Genomic DNA, 21167 nt, shown 5'->3' with positions numbered 1-21167 from the left:
CAAGCGCGTAATCCGACAACATTGTCAGCCCCAGCGCGGGATCACCCCCCCAATCGTTCCAGCTTGGCAATCCCCAGGTCCAGCACCTTCATGCCGTGCTGGCCGAAGTTGATCTGCGCGCGCGCATTGCCGCCGCCGCCTTCGATGTTGACGATCACGCCTTCGCCGAACTTGGCGTGCGCCACCGATTCGCCGATGCGCCAGCCGCCGCCCGTGGCTTTTTGCGCGATCTTTTGTGCAATCGCATTGTCCGAACCGAGGCTGGCCACGCGCGGCGCCTCGTCCCAGGCCGACTTGCGGTTGCCGAACCAGTTCGCCTGCACCTTCGGCGACAGCCATTTCAACGACTCTTCCGGCAATTCGTCGAAGAAGCGCGACTTCATGTTGTAGCGCGTCTGGCCGTGCAGCATGCGCGTCTGCGAAAAGCTCATGTACAGCCGCTTGCGCGCGCGCGTGATGGCCACGTACATCAAACGGCGTTCTTCTTCCACGCCATTGTCTTCCTTCGAGCTGCTTTCGTGCGGGAACAGGCCTTCTTCCAGGCCAGTGATAAACACGTTGTCGAATTCCAGGCCCTTGGCCGAGTGCACCGTCATCATCTGCAGCGCATCCTGACCCGCCTGCGCCTGGTTGTCGCCCGCTTCCAGCGACGCGTGCGAGAGGAAGGCGGAGAGCGGCGACATCACGGCCGGCAACGGCGCGTCGGCATCGAGGATTTCGATGCCATCCTGGTTGACGACGGGCGCGCCCGACTGCGCCTGGGCGGCAGGCCCCAGATGGGCCGGTGCGCCCTGGCCAAAACCTTCCTCGGAAATGAACTGGCTGGCCGCGCTGACCATCTGTTCCAGATTCTCGATGCGGTCGGCGCCTTCTTTTTCATTCTGGTAATGCTGCAGCAAGGTACTCGCTTCCAGCACCACTCTGACCATTTCCGGCAAGGACAATTGCTGGGTTTCAAAGCGCACGCCCTCGATCAGCTTGACGAAGCCGGCCAGCACGCTGCCCGCCTTGCCCGCCACGTAGGGCACGGACGCATACAGCGAAATGCCGTACTGTTCCGACGCCGCCTGCAATTGCTCGATCGAGCGCATGCCGATACCGCGCGTAGGGAAGTTCACCACGCGCAAGAAGGCCGAATCGTTGTGCGGGTTGTCCATCAGCTGCAAATAGGCAATCGCGTGCTTGACCTCGGCGCGCTGGAAGTAGCGTTGGCCGCCGTACACGTGATATGGAATGGCGGCCGAGAACAGCGCGTGCTCGATCACGCGCGACTGCGCATTCGAGCGGTACAAAATCGCGATTTCGCTGCGCGAGGCGCCCTCGGCGATCAGGCTTTTCGCTTCCTCGATGATCCACTGCGCTTCCTGCAGGTCGGAACTGGCTTCATACACGCGCACCTGTTCGCCATGGCCCGCGTCCGTGCGCAGGTTCTTGCCAAGGCGCTTGCTGTTGTTGGCGATCAACAGGTTGGCGCTGTCGAGGATGTGGCCGTGCGAGCGGTAATTCTGCTCCAGCTTGATCAAATTCCTGACCTGGAATTCGTGCTCGAAGGCGCTCATATTGCCCACGTTGGCGCCGCGGAACGCATAGATGCTTTGGTCATCGTCGCCGACGGCAAACAGGGCGCCGCCATCGCGGCTGCCGTGGCCGGCCAGCAATTTGAGCCAGTTGTATTGCAGGTTATTGGTATCCTGGAACTCGTCCACCAGGATGTGGCGGAAGCGCGCCTGGTAATGTTCGCGCAGCGGCTGGTTGCGGCTCAGCAATTCATACGTGCGCAGCAGCAATTCGGCAAAATCGACCACGCCTTCGCGCTGGCACTGGTCGTCGTACAGCTGGTACAGCTCGACCATCTTGCGCTCGTGCGCGTCGTACGCTTCCACGTCCGTGGCGCGCAAGCCCTGGTCCTTGGCATTGTTAATGAAATACATCACCGTCTTCGGCGGGAATTTTTCATCGTCAATATTGTTTGCCTTCAACAAGCGCTTGATCACCGACAGTTGATCCTGCGAATCGAGGATCTGGAAGGTCTGCGGCAAGGCCGCGTCGCGGTAATGCGTGCGCAGCAGGCGGTTGCACAGGCCGTGGAAGGTGCCGATCCACATGCCGCGCGTGTTGATTGGCAGCATGGCCGACAATCGCGTAAGCATTTCCTTGGCGGCTTTATTCGTGAAGGTCACGGCCAGGATGCCGGGCGGCGACACCTGCTGGGTCTGGATCAGCCACGCGATGCGGGTCGTCAGCACGCGGGTCTTGCCCGAGCCGGCGCCCGCCAGGATCAGCGCATGCTGGGCCGGCAGGGTGACGGCGGCGTATTGTTCGGGATTGAGGTTGTGAAGAAGATTTTGCATCCGGTGATTATACCGGCATGGCTAAAAATACTGTGCATTTGTCCAGCGGTCGCGGCGTTTTTCCCGTGCACGCGCTACAATCGGCGTTCCCGCAACCCTGAGAAAATTGCCCCGCATGCTACCCCCCAGCCACATCGACGGCGCCCGCCTGCTGGCCTGGGCCTGGTCCGACTTGCCGTTCGGCCACGTCGCCAGCGAAGCCGGCGCGGCCCCCATCGCCATCCATGGCCTGGCCCTGTGCCAGTACGCGGGCGCGACCGGCGTCTACCGCTTCAGCTGCGATGCGCAGTGGGAAGCCGTGCAAGACGAGGTGTATGCGAGCGCGGACGAGGCCAGGCAGCAGCTGCCGGCCCAATACCGCGCCGTGGCCGCCACCTGGCACCGAGCTGGGTGTAGCAACTGAGCGCAGTAACTTAACGTACCAGCCTGGCCTTGCCTTCGCTGAGCGCCTGGGCGATCACCTGGCGCGTGGCCTTGTCGGCCGCTTTCGAGGCTTTCTCTTGCTGGCGGCCCAGCTCGCCCATCTGCTTACCCAGGCTATCCATGGGCTTGCTTCGTTCATCCATCTGGCGCGACAGCGCATCGGCCTTGTCCGCCTCGCGTTCCTGTGCGCTGGCGATGCGTTCGTTGACGTCTTCCATGGCGTCCTGCGCATCTTCCATCTGCTGCTGCAGGCGTTCCACTTCGCGCTCGGCCGCGCGGCGCGACGTGTCCGTCGTCGCCTGCGCCTGGCGGCGCGACGCCTCGCCCAGCTTGCGGCCCAGTTCCTGCTGCTGGCGGCCCAGCGCCTGCAATTGCCCCGCCTCACGCGTGCCGACCTGCGCCTGTGCCAGGCCCTGCGCGCCCATCTTGCTGCCCAGTTCGCCCATCACCGTGCCATGCGCGCCCATCTGTTTGCCCAGGCCGCCCATCTGCTCGCCGAGTTGCCGCACCGGCTTCCAGGCCGCGTTGACCCGGGCCAGCAGCGCCGCATCCTGCATCACATAGCTGTTGCCCTGGTCGCGGAACCACAGGAATTGGCCTTTGATGGACTGCTTCAATTGCTTGATCTGCTTGCCGTCGAAATCGCTGCCGCTTATCGTGACGCTGTCGCGGCTGCCATCGACGAGCGCAAAGCCGTCGCCGCTGTCCATGGAAATATTGATCTGCTTGCTCTGCGGCGCGGGCGGCGCCGGGGCGACGGGAGGTTCCGGCGGCTGGACGGCCAGCGCGCTGGCGCCGACCAGCATGCCGGCCAGGCTGAGGATCAAACGGTGGGAAGTGGACATGGCGGCCTCGTTATCAGTATGGTTGGAGCATCCACTCTAGCCAGGCACCGCGCGGGCAGCCAGCGCCATGCGACAGGCTGCAAAAAAAGCCGCCTGGATGGCAGCTTGGCACGATGAGTGGAAATGGAGGGAAAGGCAGGCAAAAAAAAACGGGGGGCGGAGTCCCCCCGTGAAACTCGCCGTGGTACGGCGAGGTTTGACTGTAGCGCCGACGCACCCAACGCTCCAGCGCCATGCGACGAATCGCCTCAATGGCGGAATGAACGGCGCATAGCCGCGATGAATGGAAAATGCCGGGATTCAAAAAAAACGGAGGCCCAGGGCCTCCGCAGCACGCCGGGATACGGCGTATTCAGATCAGGAGCGTGGCTTAATACCGCACGATTAATACAATACGATTAATACAGCACGATTAATACAGCACGACCGAACGGATCGATTCGCCGCTCTTCATCAGGTCGAAGCCTTCGTTGATGCGTTCCAGCGGCAAGCGGTGCGTGATCAGGTCATCAATGTTGAGCTTGCCTTCCATGTACCAGTCGACGATCTTCGGCACATCCGTGCGTCCCCGCGCGCCGCCGAAGGCCGAACCGCGCCATTCACGCCCCGTCACCAGCTGGAATGGACGCGTGGAAATTTCCTGGCCCGCCGCCGCCACGCCGATGATGAACGATTTCCCCCAGCCCTTGTGCGTGCACTCGAGCGCCTGGCGCATCAGGGTGGTGTTGCCGACGCATTCGAAGGAATAATCAGCGCCGCCATCCGTCAGCTGCACGATGGCGTCGACGACGTTTTCCACTTCGTTCGGATTGATAAAGTGCGTCATGCCGAACTTGCGGGCAATCGCCTGGCGCGCCGGGTTGATGTCGATGCCGATGATTTTATCGGCGCCCACCATCTTCGCCGCCTGGATCACGTTCAGGCCGATGCCGCCCAGGCCGAACACGGCCACGTTGGCGCCCGCCTCGACCTTGGCCGAGAACAGCACGGCGCCCACGCCCGTCGTCACGCCGCAGCCGATGTAGCAGACTTTATCGAATGGCGCGTCTTCGCGGATCTTCGCCAGGGCAATTTCCGGCACGACGATGTAGTTGGAAAAGGTCGAGGTGCCCATGTAGTGGAACAGCGGCTGGCCATTGAGCGAGAAGCGGCTGGTGGCGTCCGGCATCAGGCCGCGGCCCTGGGTCGAGCGGATGGCCTGGCACAAGTTCGTCTTTTGCGACAGGCAGAACTTGCACTGGCGGCATTCCGGCGTGTACAGGGGGATGACGTGGTCATCCTTTTTCAGGGTCGTCACGCCCGGGCCGACGTCGACGACGACGCCGGCGCCTTCATGGCCGAGGATGGCGGGGAACAGGCCTTCCGGATCGGCGCCGGACAGGGTGTAGTAATCGGTATGGCAAATGCCGGTGGCTTTCAGCTCGACCAGCACTTCGCCGGCGCGCGGGCCGGCCAGGTCGACTTCTTCTATCGTCAGCGGGGCGCCCGCCTTCCATGCAATCGCGGCTTTGGTTTTCATGTGTGTCCTGTCAGTAGTTGAACCCGGCGCGCGAGCGCGCCGTATCCGCACATCATAACAAGCCAGGGCGAAAAGCAGGCGCCTGGAAAACAGTTACCTGGCTTACTTGGTTTTTGCGCGGTTCAAAAACGCGCCGTGCAAGCCGTTCAAGGTTTCCTCGGCCAGCAACAGCTGGCTGGCGATTTCATTGATCTTGCGGCGGCTGGAGCGGGCGTGGTCGCGCAGCACCTCGAACGCCGTGTTGCGATCCGTCTGGAACTTGCCCATCAACAGGCCCACGGCCAGGCTGGTTTCGCGGCCGGCGGCCAGGGCCGCGTTCAGGTTCAGTTCCGTGCGGCGCAGCTGGCGGATTTCATCGGCGCGCGCCAGGCCCGCTTCAAACGCGGGCATCAAGCGGCCTTCATCGACGGGTTTCACCACGTAGCCAACGGCACCGTAGGCGGCCGCCTGCTTGCCCGATTCGCTGTCGCCGCTGCCGGACAGGAACATGAAGGGCACGGCGGTTTCGCCATGCAGGCGCTTGGCCAGCTCCAGGCCGGACATGCCCGGCATGTGGATGTCGAGCAAGGCCAGGTCCGGTTCGCGCTGGGCGATCAGCTGCAGCGCCACCTCGGCCGAATTGGCCAGCACCGTTTCGTAGCCGGCATGGCGCAGGACTTCGCCGAGAAATTCCAGCAGGAGCTGGTCATCGTCAACGATCAGGATAAGGCGTTTCGCGGCGGCTGGCTGACTCATGGGTAAAGGCACCTTGTAAATATAGATGCTCTTATTATATGCCGATTATTCGCCAAATCCCCCCGCTCACGCGCCCTCTGCGCGGGCAAACAGCATATTGAATTGCTGCACCGCAATATCCACATCGTGCGCCTGGCTGCCGTTGCCAAATACGCTGCTGATCGCCGCCACCATGTCGGCGCCGCGCGCGACCAGCGGCGCCGCGTTTTCCGCCGTCATGCCGCCGATCACCACGCAGGGCAAGGCGATCTCGTGCTTGGCCTGCAGCACGATGTCCAGCGGCGTCGTCACCGGATACTTTTTCACCAGCGAGGGATAGAAGCCGCCGAAGGCCACATAGCTGGCGCCGCCCGCCTGTGCCGTCCGTGCCAAGGCCAGGTCGCCATAGCACGAGGCGCCCACAATCTTGCCGGCGCCCAGGCGCGCGCGTACCTGCGCCACGGACGCGTCCGTGCCGCCCACGTGCACGCCATCCGCATCGAGTTCCTCGCATAGTTCAATAAAGTCGTTGATGATGAAAGGCACGCCATATTTGCGCGCCAGCGCCAGCAGGGCGCCCGCCTGTTCGCGCCGCTGCTCTGCCTCGGCGCTCTTGTGGCGGTATTGCAGCAGGGCCACGCCCTCCTGCAAGGCTTGCTCGCTCACGTCGAGCAAGCGGTCGGTGTCATCCCAGTTGGGGGTGACCAGATACAGTCCACGCATGGTATTTCCTTATTCAGTCAGTCGTTGCGGCATCAGCTGGCCCGGCGCAATGGCATACGCCTTGTCCAGGGCAGCATGGCAATAGTTTTGGGCCAGGTCCAGCGCCCCGGCCAGCGGCACGCCTTGCGCCAGCCGGGCCGCGATGGCCGACGCCAGGGTGCAGCCGCTGCCGTGAAATTCGCCGGGCAGGCGCTGCCAGCGCCATGCGCACTCCCCGCCATCGCCATCGAGCCAGCGGTTGACGATCACCTCGCCTTCCCCATGGCCGCCCGTCACCAGCACGTTGTCACAGCCTTGCGCCAGCAGATATTCCACGCCGCCGAGCGCCACCGCTTCCGGCCCGTTCGGTACGATCACGGTAGTCACTGGCAACAAGGGCGCCAGCGCCAGCACGGCATCGTCACGGTTCAGCACGTCGCCGTGGCCGCTGGCCAGCACGGGGTCGAGCACCACGGGCAGGCCAGGATGAGCCTGGCGCAATTGCCCGATCAGCTGCGCGATGACGGCCGCATTCGCGCAACTGCCGGGAATGCCGATCTTCACGGCGTGGATGGCCACCTTGTCGATCAGCGCCTGCGCCTGCCGGCGCAGCAGTTCCGGCGCCACCGGTTCAACGCCAAAGACCCTGTCGTTGTCCTGCACCGTCAGCGCCGTGATGACGGGCAGCGCATGCGCGCCCTGCGCCGCGATCGCCAGGATATCGGCGGCGATGCCGGCGCCGCCCGAGGGATCGACACCGGCAAACACCAGCACCGCCGGCAAGCTGCCTGGCTTCACGCCAGCCGGCCCGCCATCGGCGACGACGGCGAGGCGGCGAATTTGCGCGGCATGCGCCCCGCCAAAAATGCTTCGCGCCCGGCCCGCACGGCCAGCTTCATGGCGCGCGCCATGCGCACGGGATCGCGCGCACCGGCAATGGCCGTATTCATCAGCACGCCATCGCAGCCCAGTTCCATGGCAATGGCCGCATCCGACGCCGTGCCCACGCCCGCGTCCACCAGCACGGGCACTTTCGCCTGTTCGATGATCAGGGACAGATTCCATGGATTCAAGATGCCCATGCCCGAGCCGATCAGTGACGCCAGCGGCATCACGGCCACGCAGCCGATGTCTTCCAGGATCTTCGCCTGGATCGGATCGTCGCTGCAATACACCATCACGTCAAAGCCATCCTTGACCAGCGCCTCGGCCGCAATCAACGTTTCCGGCATGTGCGGAAACAGGGTCTTTTCGTCGCCGAGCACTTCGAGTTTCACCAGGTTGCGCCCGCCCAGGAGTTCGCGCGCCAGTTGCAGGGTATACACGGCATCCTTGGCGTTGTAGCAGCCGGCCGTGTTCGGCAAAATCGTGTACTGGTCCGGCGGCACGAAATCGAGCAGGCTGGGCGCGTTCGGATCCTGACCGATATTGACGCGCCGGATGGCCACCGTGATGATCTGCGCCTCGGCCGCGTCCGTCGCTTCGCGCGTCTGCGGCAAATCCTTGTACTTGCCGCTGCCCACCAGCAGGCGCGATGGGTATTGTTTTCCTGCGATGGTCAGCAGGTCGTCGTTGTGATTGCTTGTCATTGCTTTTTCCTTAGTCTAGCCGCCACCGATGGCGCGGACGATCTCAACCTGGTCTTGTACTTGCAAGACCTGTCCCGGCCACGCCTTGCGCGGCACCACATGGCGGTTCACGGCCAGCGCCAGCGCCTGGTTTTCCAGCGACAGCGCGGCGATCAATTGGTCCAGGGTTTGCCCGGGCGGCACCTGGTGCGGTGCGCCGTTGAGGGTGATCTGTATCAATGCACTCATCACGCTCCCCTCAGACCTTGCGGTACAGTTCGGCGCCGTTCTTGATGAACTCGATGGCCTTGACTTCCATGCCCTGCTTGAGCGCCTTGTCTTCCGCGATGCCCATGCCGGCCGCGTACTCGCGCACTTCCTGCGTGATTTTCATGGAGCAGAAATGCGGGCCGCACATGGAGCAGAAATGCGCCACCTTGGCAGAATCCTTGGGCAAGGTTTCATCGTGGAATTCGCGCGCCTTGTCCGGGTCCAGGCCGATATTGAACTGGTCGTCCCAGCGGAATTCAAAACGGGCTTTCGACAGCGCGTTGTCGCGGATCTGCGCGCCCGGATGGCCTTTCGCCAGGTCGGCCGCATGCGCCGCGATTTTATAGGTGATGATGCCGTCCTTGACGTCATTCTTGTTCGGCAGGCCCAGGTGTTCCTTCGGCGTCACGTAGCACAGCATGGCCGTGCCATACCAGCCGATCAGGGCCGCGCCGATGCCGGACGTGATGTGGTCATAGCCGGGAGCGATATCGGTGGTCAGCGGCCCCAGCGTATAGAACGGCGCTTCGCCGCACTGGTCCAGCTGCAAGTCCATGTTTTCCTTGATCAGCTGCATCGGCACATGGCCCGGGCCTTCGATCATCACTTGCACGTCGTGCTTCCAGGCGACTTGCGTCAGTTCGCCCAGGGTTTTCAGTTCGCCCAGCTGCGCTTCGTCATTGGCGTCGTAGATGGAGCCGGGGCGCAAGCCGTCGCCCAGCGAGAACGACACGTCATACGCCTTCATGATCTCGCAGATCTCTTCGAAATGCGTGTACAGGAACGATTCCTGGTGGTGCGCCAGACACCATTTCGCCATGATGGAGCCGCCGCGCGAGACGATGCCCGTCAGGCGCTTGGCTGTCATCGGCACATAGCGCAGCAGCACGCCAGCGTGAATGGTGAAGTAATCGACGCCCTGCTCCGCCTGCTCGATCAGGGTGTCGCGGAAGATTTCCCAGGTCAGGTCTTCCGCCTTGCCATTGACCTTTTCCAGCGCCTGGTAAATCGGCACGGTGCCGATGGGCACGGGACTGTTGCGGATGATCCATTCGCGCGTCTCGTGGATGTGCTTACCCGTCGACAGATCCATGACGTTGTCGCCGCCCCAGCGGATGGCCCAGGTCATCTTTTCCACTTCCTCGCCGATCGACGAGGTGACGGCGGAGTTGCCGATATTCGCGTTGATTTTCACCAGGAAATTGCGGCCGATGATCATCGGCTCGACTTCCGGATGGTTGATGTTGGCAGGGATGATGGCGCGGCCGCGGGCGATTTCCTCGCGCACGAATTCGGCCGTGATTTCGGCCGGAATACTGGCGCCGTAAGCCTGGCCCGGATGCTGTCGGCCCATCAGCTCGGCCAGGCGTACGCCCATGGGGCCGGAGGCCTGCAGCTCGCGCAGATACTCCTGGCGGCGCATGTTTTCGCGGATGGCGACAAATTCCATTTCCGGCGTGATGATGCCGCGCCTCGCGTAATGCATTTGCGTGACGTTCTTGCCGGCGACGGCGCGGCGCGGCTTGCGGTGCAGGTTGAAACGCAGCTCGGCCAGCTTCGGGTCGGCCAGACGCGCGATGCCGTAGTCGGAAGTCGGACCGGGCAATTCTTCCGTATCGGCCCGTTCCATGATCCATGGCAGGCGCGGCGTGTCGAGGCCCGAGCGGATGTCGATCTGCACGTCCGGGTCCGTGTAGGGGCCCGAGGTATCGTAGACATAGATGGGCGGGTTCTTTTCGCCGCCGAACGACGCTTCCGTGTCGGACTGGCTGATTTCGCGCATGGGCACGCGAATATCGGGGCGGCTGCCCTGCACATAAATCTTGCGGGAATTGGGCAGCGGCGCGATGGCGGCTTCGTCGACCGTGGCGGTGGCGGAAAGAAATTTCGGATTGGCGTTCATTTTGGCTCCTTGGCTTGGCTTTTATTCAGCCTGGAGCCAGCTAAGGAGGTTCGGATGCGCGCACGCGGAAAAAGCAGGTGCGGTCATCCTAAAGCTTCCCTTCGCTGGCATTATCCAGATCAGGTTCGGAGGGTATTTCTCACCCGCGCTTGCACTGTGTTTTCACAGCGAAAGGCAGGACCCCTAGCGTTTGCCGCCTTGCGGCAGCGAGCCAATTATACGCGTTTCAAGGCGCGTGGCCAGATGATTTCGTGCAGGTGTCGCGTTTGCGTCCCGGTCTTATTTTTTCTTGCCCCAGCGCCAGCTGGTCGGTTCGCCCTTCAGCCAGCACACGCCGACGAGCGCGCCGGCGATGACCACTTCATACACGATGTACAGCGCCAGCCCGTCCTGCGGCGGAAACAGGAAGGCGCCGCAGGCGAACAGCCCCAGCGCGCCCAGAAAGACCAGCCAGCCCTGCCAGGTGATGGGCATGCCCCAGCCCCAGCCATAGGTCTTGGCGGGAAACCAGTATTGCGGCGGCGTTGCGGGTGGCGCTTTGTCAGCCATGATGCTTTCCTTGTCGATGTGGATAGCGGCAAGTATAAATCAGCGGCTGTGATGGCGTGCGCTGACATCGAGGCCGATGCCCCGGTAGCCGATGAAGCGGCTGCCATTGTCGAACATCGGCTCGCCGCTCACTTGCAGGTACTGCACGCTGCCGTCCGCGTTCGTGCGGCTGTAGATGAAGTCGAGGAACGGCTCGCGCGCGGCGATTTTCGCGTCCAGCAAGGCGCGCTCGCTGGCGTTCCAGCGCTGCGGCTCTTCCTCGCTGCCGATGCCCAGCATCTCGGCGACGGGGCCGGAAAAGCGCGTCAAATTGCCCTGCGCATCCTGTTCCCAGTACCAGTCGGACGACAGTTCCGTGAAGCGCTGGAAGCGTGCTTCGCTTTCGCGCAATTCCGCCGTGCGTTCTTCCACCATCTGTTCCAGCGACTTGCTGTACTGACCCAGCTTCTGGTACAGCAACCGCACTTCCAGCATGTTGTGGATGCGCGTCTTCACTTCCACCAGGTCGAAGGGCTTGCTGACAAAATCCTTGGCGCCGGCCTGCAGCGCGCGCAGCTTGTGGCCGGGCTGGGCCGTGATGACCAGCACCGGCAGATAGCTGCCCGCTTCGAGTTCGCGCAAGCCTTCCATGACTTCAAAGCCATCCATTTCCGGCATCTGCAAGTCAAGCAGGATCAAATCGTAGCGGTGCTGCTGGTGCAGCGCGCGCACGGCTTGCGGGTCCATGGTGGAGGCGATGCGCGTATAGCCGGCGTTGCGCAGCACCTGTTCCAGCAGCATGACGTTGGCCTCCTGGTCATCGACGATGAGGATGCTGGCGTTCAGGATCTCGGTGGCTTGAAGCATGGCGGTATTCCTAAAAATAAGTGCTGAATCAGCGTACTGCATGAGTGTCGTCGGCCAGGCCATGCGCAGCCGCATGGTGCAGGGCCACGTCGAGCGCGTCCATGAATTCGACGACCTTGATCGGCTTGGTCAGATAGCGGAAGAAGCCGGCCTGCAAGCCTTTTTCGATGTCGCGCGGCACGGCGTTGGCCGACAGCGCCATGACGGGTATGTGGCTGGTGAGCGGATCGCCGTGCAGGATGTGCAGGGCGCCAAAGCCGCTGATGCCGGGCAGGTTGATGTCCATCAGGATCACGTCCGGCTGGTAGGTGCGCGCCAGGTCGATGCCCAGGTGCGCATCGATGGCCGTCAGCAGTTTCAAATCGCTGCGGCGGGCGATCAATTGTTCCACCAGCGCCAGGTTGGCGGGATTGTCTTCCACGTACAGCAAGGTGCGCTGCAAGTCCTGCTGCGTGCGCACTTGCGGCAACGCGTCGCCATGGCCCAGCACCAGTTCCGGCGCGCTGCTGGCGGCCAGTTCGAACCAGAAGGTGGTGCCCACGCCCACCGTGCTGTCGACGCCTATGGTGCCGCCCATCAGCTCGACCAGCTGCTTGGTGACAACCAGGCCGATACCGGTGCCCTCTTCCGTGCTGTTTTCCTGGCCCAGGCGGTTGAACGGCTGGAACAGCTGCGCCAGCTGCTGCGCATCGAGGCCGGCGCCGCTGTCGCGCACGCTGACCCGCACCTTGGCGCCGCGCCGGCTGCACTCGACCGTGACGGCGCCGCCGCCCTGGTTGTACTTGATGGCGTTCGACAGCAGGTTGATCATCACCTGCTTGACCCGCGTGCGGTCCGCATGCACGAAGTACGGTTCGCCGCAACGGGGGAACTGCATGGCGATGCCGCGCTTTTCCGCCTGCGGCGCGATCATCGCCTGGCAATCCTGCAGCACGTCGAGCAAGGACATGGCTTCCTGCGACAGGGTGACCTTGCCCGATTCGATCATGGCCAGGTCGAGGATCTCGTTAATCAGGCGCAGCAGATACCAGCCGCCCTTGAGGATCTGCTCGATCGAGCGCTGCTGCGGCGGGCTCGGCGGTGGCACGTCGGAGGCCATCAGCTGCGCAAAGCCCAGCACGGCATTCAGCGGCGTGCGCAATTCGTGGCTCATGCTCGACAGGAATTCGGACTTGGCGCGGTTGGCCTTTTCCGCCACCTGGCGCGCTTTCTTCAGCTCGATATTATTCGTTTCCACCAACGAACGCGTGTATGCCTGCTGTTCGCGCAGGCGCTGGTCCAGCAAGGCTTGCTCCGCCTCGACCTGCTTGCGCGCCGTATTGTCGGTGCCGATCAGCAGATAGCCGATGACCTTGCTCTGCGCATCGCGCAGGGCCGTCACGGACACGATGGCGGGAAAGCGGCTGCCATCGTTGCGGATATACGTCTGCTCATAGATGTCTTCGATGCCACGCCCGGCCTTGAACACCAGCGCTTCCACGCCGGGCGTAATGACAGTATCGAGTTCGGCGCTCAGGGCGGCGGCGCGGGCAATGAGTTCCTGGGCGTCGGAAATGCCGGCCGGCGTCAGCTTGTCGACCACGTCGCCCGCTGCGTAGCCCAGCATGCGCTCGGCGCCCACGTTGAAAATCTGGATCACGCCCTGCGCGTCGGTGGCGATGCAGGAAAAATTGGCGCTGTTGAAAATTGCATCCTGCAAGGCGCCGGCCTTGAGCACCTGGCGCGGCAGGCTGGCCGCCAGGGTACGCCGGTACAGCGCCACGAGCAGCAGCAGCAACAGGAAGACCAGCGCATCGATCAGCACGGCCGTTTCAAACGGCGCGCGCCAGGCCAGCGCGCCAACGGCCAGCAGCACGACGGCACTGAACGAAAAGGCCAGCGCCATGGGCCAGCGCGACGGTGCGCGCGGGGGAATGTTTTCAACAGATTGCATGAGGTAGCCTGGGCGATGACAACGATAAGAGGAAAAATCCGAGGAAAGATACGGTGTTCAAGCGCCCTGGCGCTGGCGCACGTCCGACAGCAGGCGCGCGAATTCCTTCTTCACCACGCCATAGCATTCGCATACGGTGTCTTCCAGTCCGGTGCGGTTCTGCACGGAAATATGCCCGCGGCGGTAGCTGATGAAGCCGCGCGCCTGCAGGCGCCCCGCCGCTTCCGTCACGCCTTCGCGGCGCACGCCCAGCATGTTGGCAATCAGCTCCTGCGTCATGGTCAGTTCGCGGTTCGGCAAACGGTCCATGGTCAGCAGCAGCCAGCGGCACAATTGTTGCTCCACCGTATGGTGGCGGTTGCACACGGCCGTCTGCGACATTTGCGTCAGCAGCGCTTGCGTGTAGCGCAGCAGCAAGCGCATGACAGGGCCGGCGCGGTCGAATTCTTCCATCAGCAAGTGCGCCTTCAGGCGAAAGCCGACGCCGCCCGTCTGCACCACGGCGCGGCTGGGAGTGGAATTGCCACCCATGAACAGCGACACGCCCACCATGCCCTCGTTGCCGACGCCGGCAATTTCGGACGAGCCGCCGTTTTCCAGCAGGTAGTGAAGGGAAACGATGGCGGTGGTAGGAAAATACACATGCTGCAATTTATCGCCCGAGTCATAAATCACGTCGCCCAGCAGCATCGGCACTTGCTCCAGGTACGGCGCCAGGCGCGCGAAATCGGCGTCGAGCATGGCGGCGAGCAAGTGGTTCTGATTCGGATTGTGCGGCAAAGCGGGGAGGACAGCATACGAGCTGGACATGGTCAGGATTCCTGGTTTCCAGTCGTCAGCTAGGGGATGTTTGAAAGGCGTCCGAACGAGGGGCGCCATGAGGTGCAGCGTAACACAGCGCTGGCACAGTGGCGTGACTATATTTCCTGTTGGCATTTCCGTCCGTTCGCTAGCGAACGGACGCTATCTTGCCGCGCGCCCTACAGTCGGTCACTGCCAGGGCTGGCTGAACATGGGCCGGCCTGGCGCTTACACCGGACGCCATCATGCAATCATTCTTCAAGCGTATTTCCATCTCCGTTTCCACTTCGGCCCTGCTGACCCTGGCGGCCGGACTGTGCCTGACAGCCTTGTGCTATGTGTCGGCGCGGCAGATCGAAGCGGAAAGCGCCCGGCTGCTGTTCCAGCACCACGCCAGCGGCCATTCGCTGAGCGCGGCCCTGCTGCCCGCGCACGGACTGAGCCTCGATGCGAACCGCCGCGGCTCGCTGTATGTGCTGCTGGGCGGAGTGCTGTCTAGCCTGCTGGCAACGGCGTATGTGTACCAGCTGGTATCGCGCAACAGCGTCATCGAGCGCATCACGGGCGAGCGCACGGCGGCCCTGCAGTTTGCCAACCTGCGCCTGTCCGAGGACATCGCCGCGCGCATGCGCAATGAACAGTCGCTGCGCCTGCGCGAGCGCATCATCGAAGTGTCGGCCAACGCCATCATCCTGTGCAGCGCCGACGCGCCCGGCTACCTGATCGAATACGTGAACCCCGCCTTCGAGCGCATCACCGGCTACTCCGCCAGCGAAGTCATCGGGCAACGGCTGGAAGACTTGCAGGGGCCGGAACATGCGCGCCAGGACATGCATGCCATCAGCGCGGCCCTGCACGAGCAGCGCGAAGGCAAGGCCATCGTGCGCAATTTCCGCAAGGATGGCAGCACCTACTGGAGCGAACTGTTCGTGGCGCCCGTGCGCGACGACGGGAATGGCCCCGTCAGTCACTTCGTGGTGGCGCAATACGACATCAGCACCGTCATGCGTTTCGAGCAGGAACTGGAATTCCAGTCGCGCCACGATGTCCTGACGGGCCTGGCCAACCGCCTGCTGCTGCGCGAACGGCTGGAGCAGGCGATGGCCGTGGCGCGCCGCAGCACCCTGCCCCTGTGGGTGGTGTTCATCGACCTCGACCGTTTTAAATTTGTCAATGACACCTTGGGCCACGATGCGGGCGATACCCTGCTCAAACTGATCGCCGACCGCCTGCGCGCGGCCACGCGCGAAATTGACACGGTGGCGCGCCTGGGCGGCGACGAATTCGTCCTGTTGCTGCCGCAGCACGCCAATGGCGATCCGGGACAGGCCATTTTGCAACGCGTGCTCGATGCGGTGGCGCAGCCGCTGCTGGTGGCTGGCCACGAATTTTTTCTGACCTGCAGCATGGGCGTGGCCACCTATCCGCTCGATGGCGACAGCGCGGAAACACTGATCAAGCACGCCGATATCGCCATGTACCGTGCCAAGGAGCAAGGGCGCAACCACTGGCAAAGCTATGCGCCGGCCATGAATGCCAGCATGCTGGCCCGGCTGAGCCTGGAAAGCGAACTGCGCCATGCACTCGAGCGCGGCCAGTTCCACCTCGTCTACCAGCCGCAGGTGGAATTGCGTAGTGGCAAAATTGTCGGCATGGAAGCGCTGCTGCGCTGGCAGCATCCCACGCTGGGCGCCATCGCGCCGGGCGACTTCATCCACCTGGCAGAGGAAATGGGCTTGATCGTGCCGATCGGCGCCTGGGTGCTGCAGACGGCGTGCGCGCAGGCGAAAGCCTGGCAAAAGGCGGGACTGGGCCACTTGCGCCTGGCGGTGAATTTATCTGCGCGGCAATTCCGGCAAAGCGGCTTGCTGCAATCGGTGCGGGAAATATTGGCCGTGACGGGCCTGGAGGCGCGTTTCCTGGAGCTGGAGCTGACGGAAAGCATGATGATGCAGGATGTGGAGCAGGCGATCGCCACCATGGGCAAGCTCAAGGCGCTGGGGCTGCAACTGTCGATCGACGACTTCGGTACCGGCTATTCCAGCCTGGCGCACTTGCGCCACTTCCCTATCGACGTGCTGAAGATCGACAAATCCTTCGTCAGCGACATTATGTACAGCGCCGACGATGCGGCCATCGTGCAAGCCATCATCGCCCTGGCGCACAGCCTGCGCCTGAAAGTCATCGCCGAAGGCGTGGAAACGGCGCAGCAGCTGGCGTTTTTGCGCCAGCACGGCTGCGACCAGATGCAGGGCTATCTGTTCAGCCGCCCGCTGGCCGCGCCCGCCTTTGAACAGCTGTTGCGCCAGGGCCGCATGCTGCCCGCCCTGGCGATCGTGTGCTGATGGTGTAGCGATGGCTTAAAACGCGTGCCGCAAGCCGATGTTCAGCGCGCGGTCGCCCGTTCCCACTTCCGTGGCATTGCCGACCATGTAGGCGGCGTCGTTGCGGTTGCGGATGTGCGCATAAGCAAGATAGATCTTGCTGCGTTTCGACAGCGCGTACGTGGCGCCGATGGCCAGCTGCTGCGCATCGCGGTTAGCGGCATCGCGGTCATCCTTGTGGATGAACGAAGCCAGCAAGGTCGTCGCGCCCAGCGGCACGGCCACGCCGACGATGGCGTCGCGGCTGTCCGTGGACTGGGCCGGCGCCTGCGCCGCACCGTATGGATTTTCCGCAAAGAACATGGTGCTGCCATCGCCCGTGTTGCGGCCATAGCCGGCAAACGCCGTGGCCACGCCAAAGTTGTAGTTACCGGCCAGGATCGTGTTGTTGACGTCGGCCTTGCCGAACTCGCCGCCACGGCTCTGGCGCGCCAGGCGCAGGGTCAGCGGACCGTTCACGTAGCCGAGGGCCAGGCCCAGCGAACGCTGGTCGGCGGCAACGCCCGTGTGTTCGCCAAAGCCATACATGACGGTGGCCGTGACGCCGCGCATTTCCGGCGAGGTATAGCGCACGGTATTGTCGATGCGCGTGGCCGAATAGCCGGCCAGGTTGGTCGAGGCGCCGGCCATGCCGCCCTCGAACGGGTCGGCCACGTCCGTCAGCGCCTGGCTTTGCAGGTTGTACTGGCGGCCCACGGTGAGCATGCCCAGCGGGCTGTTGAGGCCGACAAAGGCCTGGCGACCGAACAATTGTCCCGCCTGGTCCGAGCGGCCCGTGTCGCCCTGCACGCCCGCTTCCAGAGTGAACACGGCTTGCCAGCCGTCACCCAGCGATTCCGTGCCCCGCAAGCCCAGGCGCGAACCGGCCGAGACACCACTGGTGAGCTTGCTGATGCCGCGTTCCTGCACCACGGCCGCATCCATCAAGCCATACACTTCGACGGAAGACTGGGCGTGGACAACAGGCAAGGCGCCGATGGTGCCGAGCGTGGCAACGGCTAGACAGATCTTTTTCATGGTGGTTTTCCTTATGCAGGCAAAACCGGGAAAGCGTGCGGCCATGGCAAGGCCACAGGCGGCAAGGCGCGCTGTGATCTATGCCGTATCGAAAGACGACTGGCCAGACAACAATTCCTGGCTAAGCTGTGGCGGCGCGGCCGGTGAACGATGGCGCGCGGTGGTCCGCCGTGAATGGTGCACCGCTGGCGGTGCGCGTGGCTCAGGCGCCCGGCCCGCAGGGGACGCACTGAAATGGCTGGCAACGCTGCGCGCCCAGCCCTGGTGATGCAGGCAAAGTGATAGCCGACTCTGGCCCGCTGGCACCGTCCGCAAAGTTGAGGCAGGAGGCGCCGAGGCCAACATTATAACATCGCCGGCTGTTTTACCCCCGTCCCGTTGGCCGCCAACGGCCCGCAAAGCCGCCAAAACACTGAAAAAGGCGGCTTTCCACGCTGCAGGCGATGCCGCGTCATCTATAATGGTTCCTTTTGCCAATCACACGCCAAATCATGGAATTAGCCAAGTCTTTCGAGCCCGCCGACATTGAACAATTCTGGCGCACCGAGTGGGAACAGCGCGGTTACTTTACCGCCACCCTCGATGCGGGAAAACCTTCCTTCAGCATCCAGTTGCCGCCGCCGAACGTCACCGGCACCCTGCACATGGGCCATGCGTTCAACCAGACCATCATGGATGGCCTGACCCGCTACCACCGCATGCTGGGCCACAACACGGCCTGGATCCCCGGTACCGACCACGCGGGCATCGCCACGCAAATCGTCGTGCAGCGCCAGCTGGACGCGCAAAAGATTTCGCGCCATGACCTGGGCCGCGAGAAATTCGTGGAAAAAGTGTGGGAATGGAAAGAAAAATCCGGTTCCATCATCACTGGCCAGATGCGCCGCCTGGGCGCCTCGGCCGACTGGCAGCGCGAATACTTCACGATGGACGAGCCACGCTCGAAAGTCGTCACCGACGTCTTCGTGCGCCTGTTCGAGCAAGGCCTGATCTACCGCGGCAAGCGCCTGGTCAACTGGGACCCCGTGCTGGGCACGGCGGTGTCCGACCTGGAAGTGGTGTCCGAGGAAGAAGACGGCTCCATGTGGTACATCAAGTACCCGCTGGCCGACGGCAGCGGTTTCCTGACGGTGGCCACCACGCGTCCTGAAACCATGCTGGGCGACGTGGCCGTGGCCGTCGATCCGACGGACGAGCGCTACCTGCCGCTGGTGGGCAAGATGCTGAAACTGCCTTTGAGCGACCGCGAAATCCCCATCATCGCCGACGAATACGTCGACAAGGAATTCGGCACCGGCTGCGTCAAGATTACCCCTGCGCATGACATGAACGATTACGCCGTGGGCCAGCGCCATAAACTGGCGCAGATCGTCATCCTGACCCTGGACGCGAAAATTACCGACGACGCGCCGGCAGCCTACCGCGGCATGGACCGCTTCGCCGCGCGCAAGCAGATCGTCGCCGACCTCGATACACTGGGTTTGCTGGAGCAAGTCAAGCCGCACAAACTGATGGTGCCGCGCGGCGACCGCACGGGCGTCGTCATCGAGCCGATGCTGACGGACCAGTGGTTTGTCGCCATGAGCAAGCCGGCCCCGGAAGGCACTTTCTTCCCTGGCAAATCGATCGCCGAAACGGCGCTGGACAAGGTCGCCAATGGCGAGATCAAGTTCGTGCCGGAAAACTGGAGCACCACCTACAACCAGTGGCTCAACAATATCCAGGACTGGTGCATCTCGCGCCAGCTGTGGTGGGGCCATCAAATCCCGGCCTGGTACGACGACGCCGGCAATATCTTCGTTGCCAAGACGGAAGCGGAAGCCATCGCCAAGGCGCAGGCGGCCGGCAGCACGGGTCCGTTGAAGCGCGACGACGACGTGCTCGACACGTGGTTCTCGTCCGCCCTGGTGCCGTTCTCGACCATGGGCTGGCCCGAAGAAACGCCGGACATGAAGGCGTTCCTGCCATCGTCCGTGCTGGTGACGGGTTTCGACATCATCTTCTTCTGGGTCGCCCGCATGGTCATGATGACGGCGCACTTCACGGGCAAGGTGCCGTTTGAAACCGTTTACGTGCATGGCCTGGTGCGCGATTCGACAGGGCAAAAAATGTCCAAGTCGAAAGGCAACACCCTGGACCCGATCGACCTGATCGACGGCATCGACCTGGAAGGCCTGATCGTCAAGCGCACCACCGGCCTGATGAACCCGCGCGACGCGGAAAAGATCACCAAGGCAACGCGCAAGGAATTCCCGGAAGGCATTTCTGCCTACGGCACGGACGCCGTGCGCTTCACCATGGCCAGCTATGCATCGCTGGGCCGCAACATCAATTTCGACCTGGGCCGCTGCGAAGGCTACCGTAACTTCTGCAACAAGATGTGGAACGCCACGCGTTTCGTCATGATGAATACGGAAGGCAAGGATTGCACGCCGAATGACGCCGACCTGTCACAGGCGGACAAGTGGATCATCTCGCTGCTGCAAAAGGCGGAGCTGGACGTGGCCAAGGGCTTTGAGGACTTCCGTTTCGACAATATCGCCGCCACCATCTACAAATTCGTCTGGGACGAGTATTGCGACTGGTACCTGGAAGTCGCCAAGGTGCAAGTGCAGCAAGGCACGGAAGGCCAGCAGCGCGCCACCCGCCACACCCTGTTGCGCGTGCTGGAAGTGGTGCTGCGCCTGGCCCACCCGATCATTCCGTTCGTTACAGAAGCGCTGTGGCAGAGCGTTGCGCCGCTGGCCGGCAAGCTGCCGAAGGCCGAGGGCGAGCCCAAGGGCGTGTCCATCATGATGCAGCCGTATCCGATCGCCAACACCGACAAGATCGATGAAGCGGCCGAAGCGTGGATGCTGCAGCTGAAAGCCTTGACGGACGCGACACGCAACCTGCGCGGCGAAATGCAGATCTCGCCTTCCGTGCGCGTGCCGCTGATCGTCGAAGCGGGCAATGCCAGCGAGAAAGCAGCGCTGGCCTCGTATGCGCCGTACATCCAGTCGCTGGGCAAGCTGGCCGACGTGCAGATCGTCGATGCGCTGCCGGATTCGCCAGCGGCCGTCGCCATCGTCGGCACCACCAAGCTGATGCTGAAAGTGGAAATCGACGTGGCTGCCGAGCGCGAGCGCCTGGGCAAGGAAATCGCCCGTATCGAAGGGGAAATTGCCAAGGTCAACAGCAAGTTGGGCAATGAAAGCTTTGTCGCGCGCGCCCCGGCCGCCATTGTTGCGCAAGAAAACGAGCGTTTGCTCAGTTTTTCGGCGACAATTGAAAAACTGCGCGAACAGTTTGCTAAACTAGCCAGCGCATAAGGCAAGTTTGCAAGGATTGCGCGGCCGTCCC

At 63.1% G+C, this 21167-nt stretch carries 17 protein-coding genes and 1 riboswitch; of the genes, 3 read left to right on the top strand and 14 right to left on the bottom strand.

Features of this window, described 5'->3' with window-relative positions:
• Nucleotides 1-41 precede the first annotated feature (41 nt).
• The gene (locus ACQ4WR_RS19945; RefSeq protein ID WP_436489438.1) at nt 42-2351 is read right to left on the bottom strand and encodes a UvrD-helicase domain-containing protein; all 2310 of its coding nucleotides are present in this window, start codon (nt 2349-2351) and stop codon (nt 42-44) included.
• A gap of 115 nt (nt 2352-2466) precedes the next feature.
• Between ACQ4WR_RS19945 and ACQ4WR_RS19940 the strand changes: the two genes are divergently transcribed.
• Nucleotides 2467-2754: a hypothetical protein gene (locus ACQ4WR_RS19940; protein ID WP_436489437.1), complete on the top strand. Its 288-nt coding sequence runs from the start codon at nt 2467-2469 to the stop codon at nt 2752-2754.
• A gap of 10 nt (nt 2755-2764) precedes the next feature.
• On the opposite strand, the gene ACQ4WR_RS19935 is transcribed toward ACQ4WR_RS19940, so the two are convergent.
• From ACQ4WR_RS19935 to ACQ4WR_RS19880, 12 genes are all read right to left on the bottom strand, one after another.
• Nucleotides 2765-3619, bottom strand: coding sequence for a hypothetical protein (locus ACQ4WR_RS19935; protein ID WP_436489435.1), 855 nt, complete (start codon nt 3617-3619; stop codon nt 2765-2767).
• Nucleotides 3620-4031: 412 nt separating this feature from the next.
• Nucleotides 4032-5138, bottom strand: coding sequence for an S-(hydroxymethyl)glutathione dehydrogenase/class III alcohol dehydrogenase (locus ACQ4WR_RS19930; RefSeq protein ID WP_436489433.1), 1107 nt, complete (start codon nt 5136-5138; stop codon nt 4032-4034).
• Nucleotides 5139-5240: 102 nt separating this feature from the next.
• Complete coding sequence (locus ACQ4WR_RS19925) at nt 5241-5873, bottom strand: ANTAR domain-containing response regulator (RefSeq protein ID WP_436489431.1); 633 nt, start codon at nt 5871-5873, stop codon at nt 5241-5243.
• A 66-nt stretch (nt 5874-5939) separates the two neighbouring features.
• On the bottom strand, nt 5940-6575 hold the full coding sequence (gene thiE / locus ACQ4WR_RS19920; protein ID WP_436489429.1) for a thiamine phosphate synthase: 636 nt from the start codon (nt 6573-6575) through the stop codon (nt 5940-5942).
• Nucleotides 6576-6584: 9 nt separating this feature from the next.
• Nucleotides 6585-7352 carry a bifunctional hydroxymethylpyrimidine kinase/phosphomethylpyrimidine kinase gene (gene thiD, locus ACQ4WR_RS19915; RefSeq protein WP_436489427.1) on the bottom strand — a complete coding sequence of 256 codons (768 nt, stop codon included), beginning with the start codon at nt 7350-7352 and terminating at the stop codon, nt 6585-6587.
• The gene (locus ACQ4WR_RS19910) at nt 7349-8143 is read right to left on the bottom strand and encodes a thiazole synthase (RefSeq protein ID WP_102294357.1); all 795 of its coding nucleotides are present in this window, start codon (nt 8141-8143) and stop codon (nt 7349-7351) included. Before ACQ4WR_RS19910 ends, thiD begins: the two co-directional genes overlap by 4 nt.
• A 15-nt stretch (nt 8144-8158) precedes the next feature.
• Entirely contained in the window at nt 8159-8362 is a 204-nt protein-coding gene (thiS, locus tag ACQ4WR_RS19905) for a sulfur carrier protein ThiS (protein WP_102294356.1), read from the bottom strand.
• 19 nt (nt 8363-8381) lie between these two features.
• Complete coding sequence (thiC, locus tag ACQ4WR_RS19900; RefSeq protein ID WP_436489425.1) at nt 8382-10295, bottom strand: phosphomethylpyrimidine synthase ThiC; 1914 nt, start codon at nt 10293-10295, stop codon at nt 8382-8384.
• A 79-nt stretch (nt 10296-10374) separates the two neighbouring features.
• Nucleotides 10375-10490: riboswitch (TPP riboswitch) on the bottom strand.
• Nucleotides 10491-10574: 84 nt separating this feature from the next.
• Nucleotides 10575-10844 carry a hypothetical protein gene (locus ACQ4WR_RS19895; protein ID WP_436489423.1) on the bottom strand — a complete coding sequence of 90 codons (270 nt, stop codon included), beginning with the start codon at nt 10842-10844 and terminating at the stop codon, nt 10575-10577.
• Between the two features lie 39 nt (nt 10845-10883).
• Nucleotides 10884-11690, bottom strand: coding sequence for a response regulator (locus tag ACQ4WR_RS19890; RefSeq protein WP_436489421.1), 807 nt, complete (start codon nt 11688-11690; stop codon nt 10884-10886).
• Between the two features lie 28 nt (nt 11691-11718).
• Nucleotides 11719-13623, bottom strand: coding sequence for a PAS domain-containing hybrid sensor histidine kinase/response regulator (locus ACQ4WR_RS19885; RefSeq protein ID WP_436489419.1), 1905 nt, complete (start codon nt 13621-13623; stop codon nt 11719-11721).
• A 57-nt stretch (nt 13624-13680) separates the two neighbouring features.
• Nucleotides 13681-14433: a Crp/Fnr family transcriptional regulator gene (locus tag ACQ4WR_RS19880; RefSeq protein WP_102294351.1), complete on the bottom strand. Its 753-nt coding sequence runs from the start codon at nt 14431-14433 to the stop codon at nt 13681-13683.
• A 236-nt stretch (nt 14434-14669) separates the two neighbouring features.
• Between ACQ4WR_RS19880 and ACQ4WR_RS19875 the strand changes: the two genes are divergently transcribed.
• A complete protein-coding gene (locus ACQ4WR_RS19875) occupies nt 14670-16769 on the top strand; it encodes a putative bifunctional diguanylate cyclase/phosphodiesterase (RefSeq protein ID WP_436489417.1) in 2100 nt (699 codons plus the stop codon).
• A 15-nt stretch (nt 16770-16784) separates the two neighbouring features.
• Here ACQ4WR_RS19875 and ACQ4WR_RS19870 read toward each other — a convergent pair whose 3' ends face one another.
• Nucleotides 16785-17825, bottom strand: coding sequence for a porin (locus ACQ4WR_RS19870; protein ID WP_436489415.1), 1041 nt, complete (start codon nt 17823-17825; stop codon nt 16785-16787).
• Between the two features lie 491 nt (nt 17826-18316).
• On the opposite strand from ACQ4WR_RS19870, the gene ACQ4WR_RS19865 reads away from it, so the two are divergent.
• A complete protein-coding gene (locus ACQ4WR_RS19865) occupies nt 18317-21136 on the top strand; it encodes a valine--tRNA ligase (RefSeq protein ID WP_102294348.1) in 2820 nt (939 codons plus the stop codon).
• Nucleotides 21137-21167: the final 31 nt, after the last annotated feature.

This window comes from Janthinobacterium amylolyticum, assembly GCF_051380655.1.
GTDB lineage: Bacteria > Pseudomonadota > Gammaproteobacteria > Burkholderiales > Burkholderiaceae_D > Janthinobacterium.
This window is presented reverse-complemented; position numbering and strand designations above follow the sequence as displayed.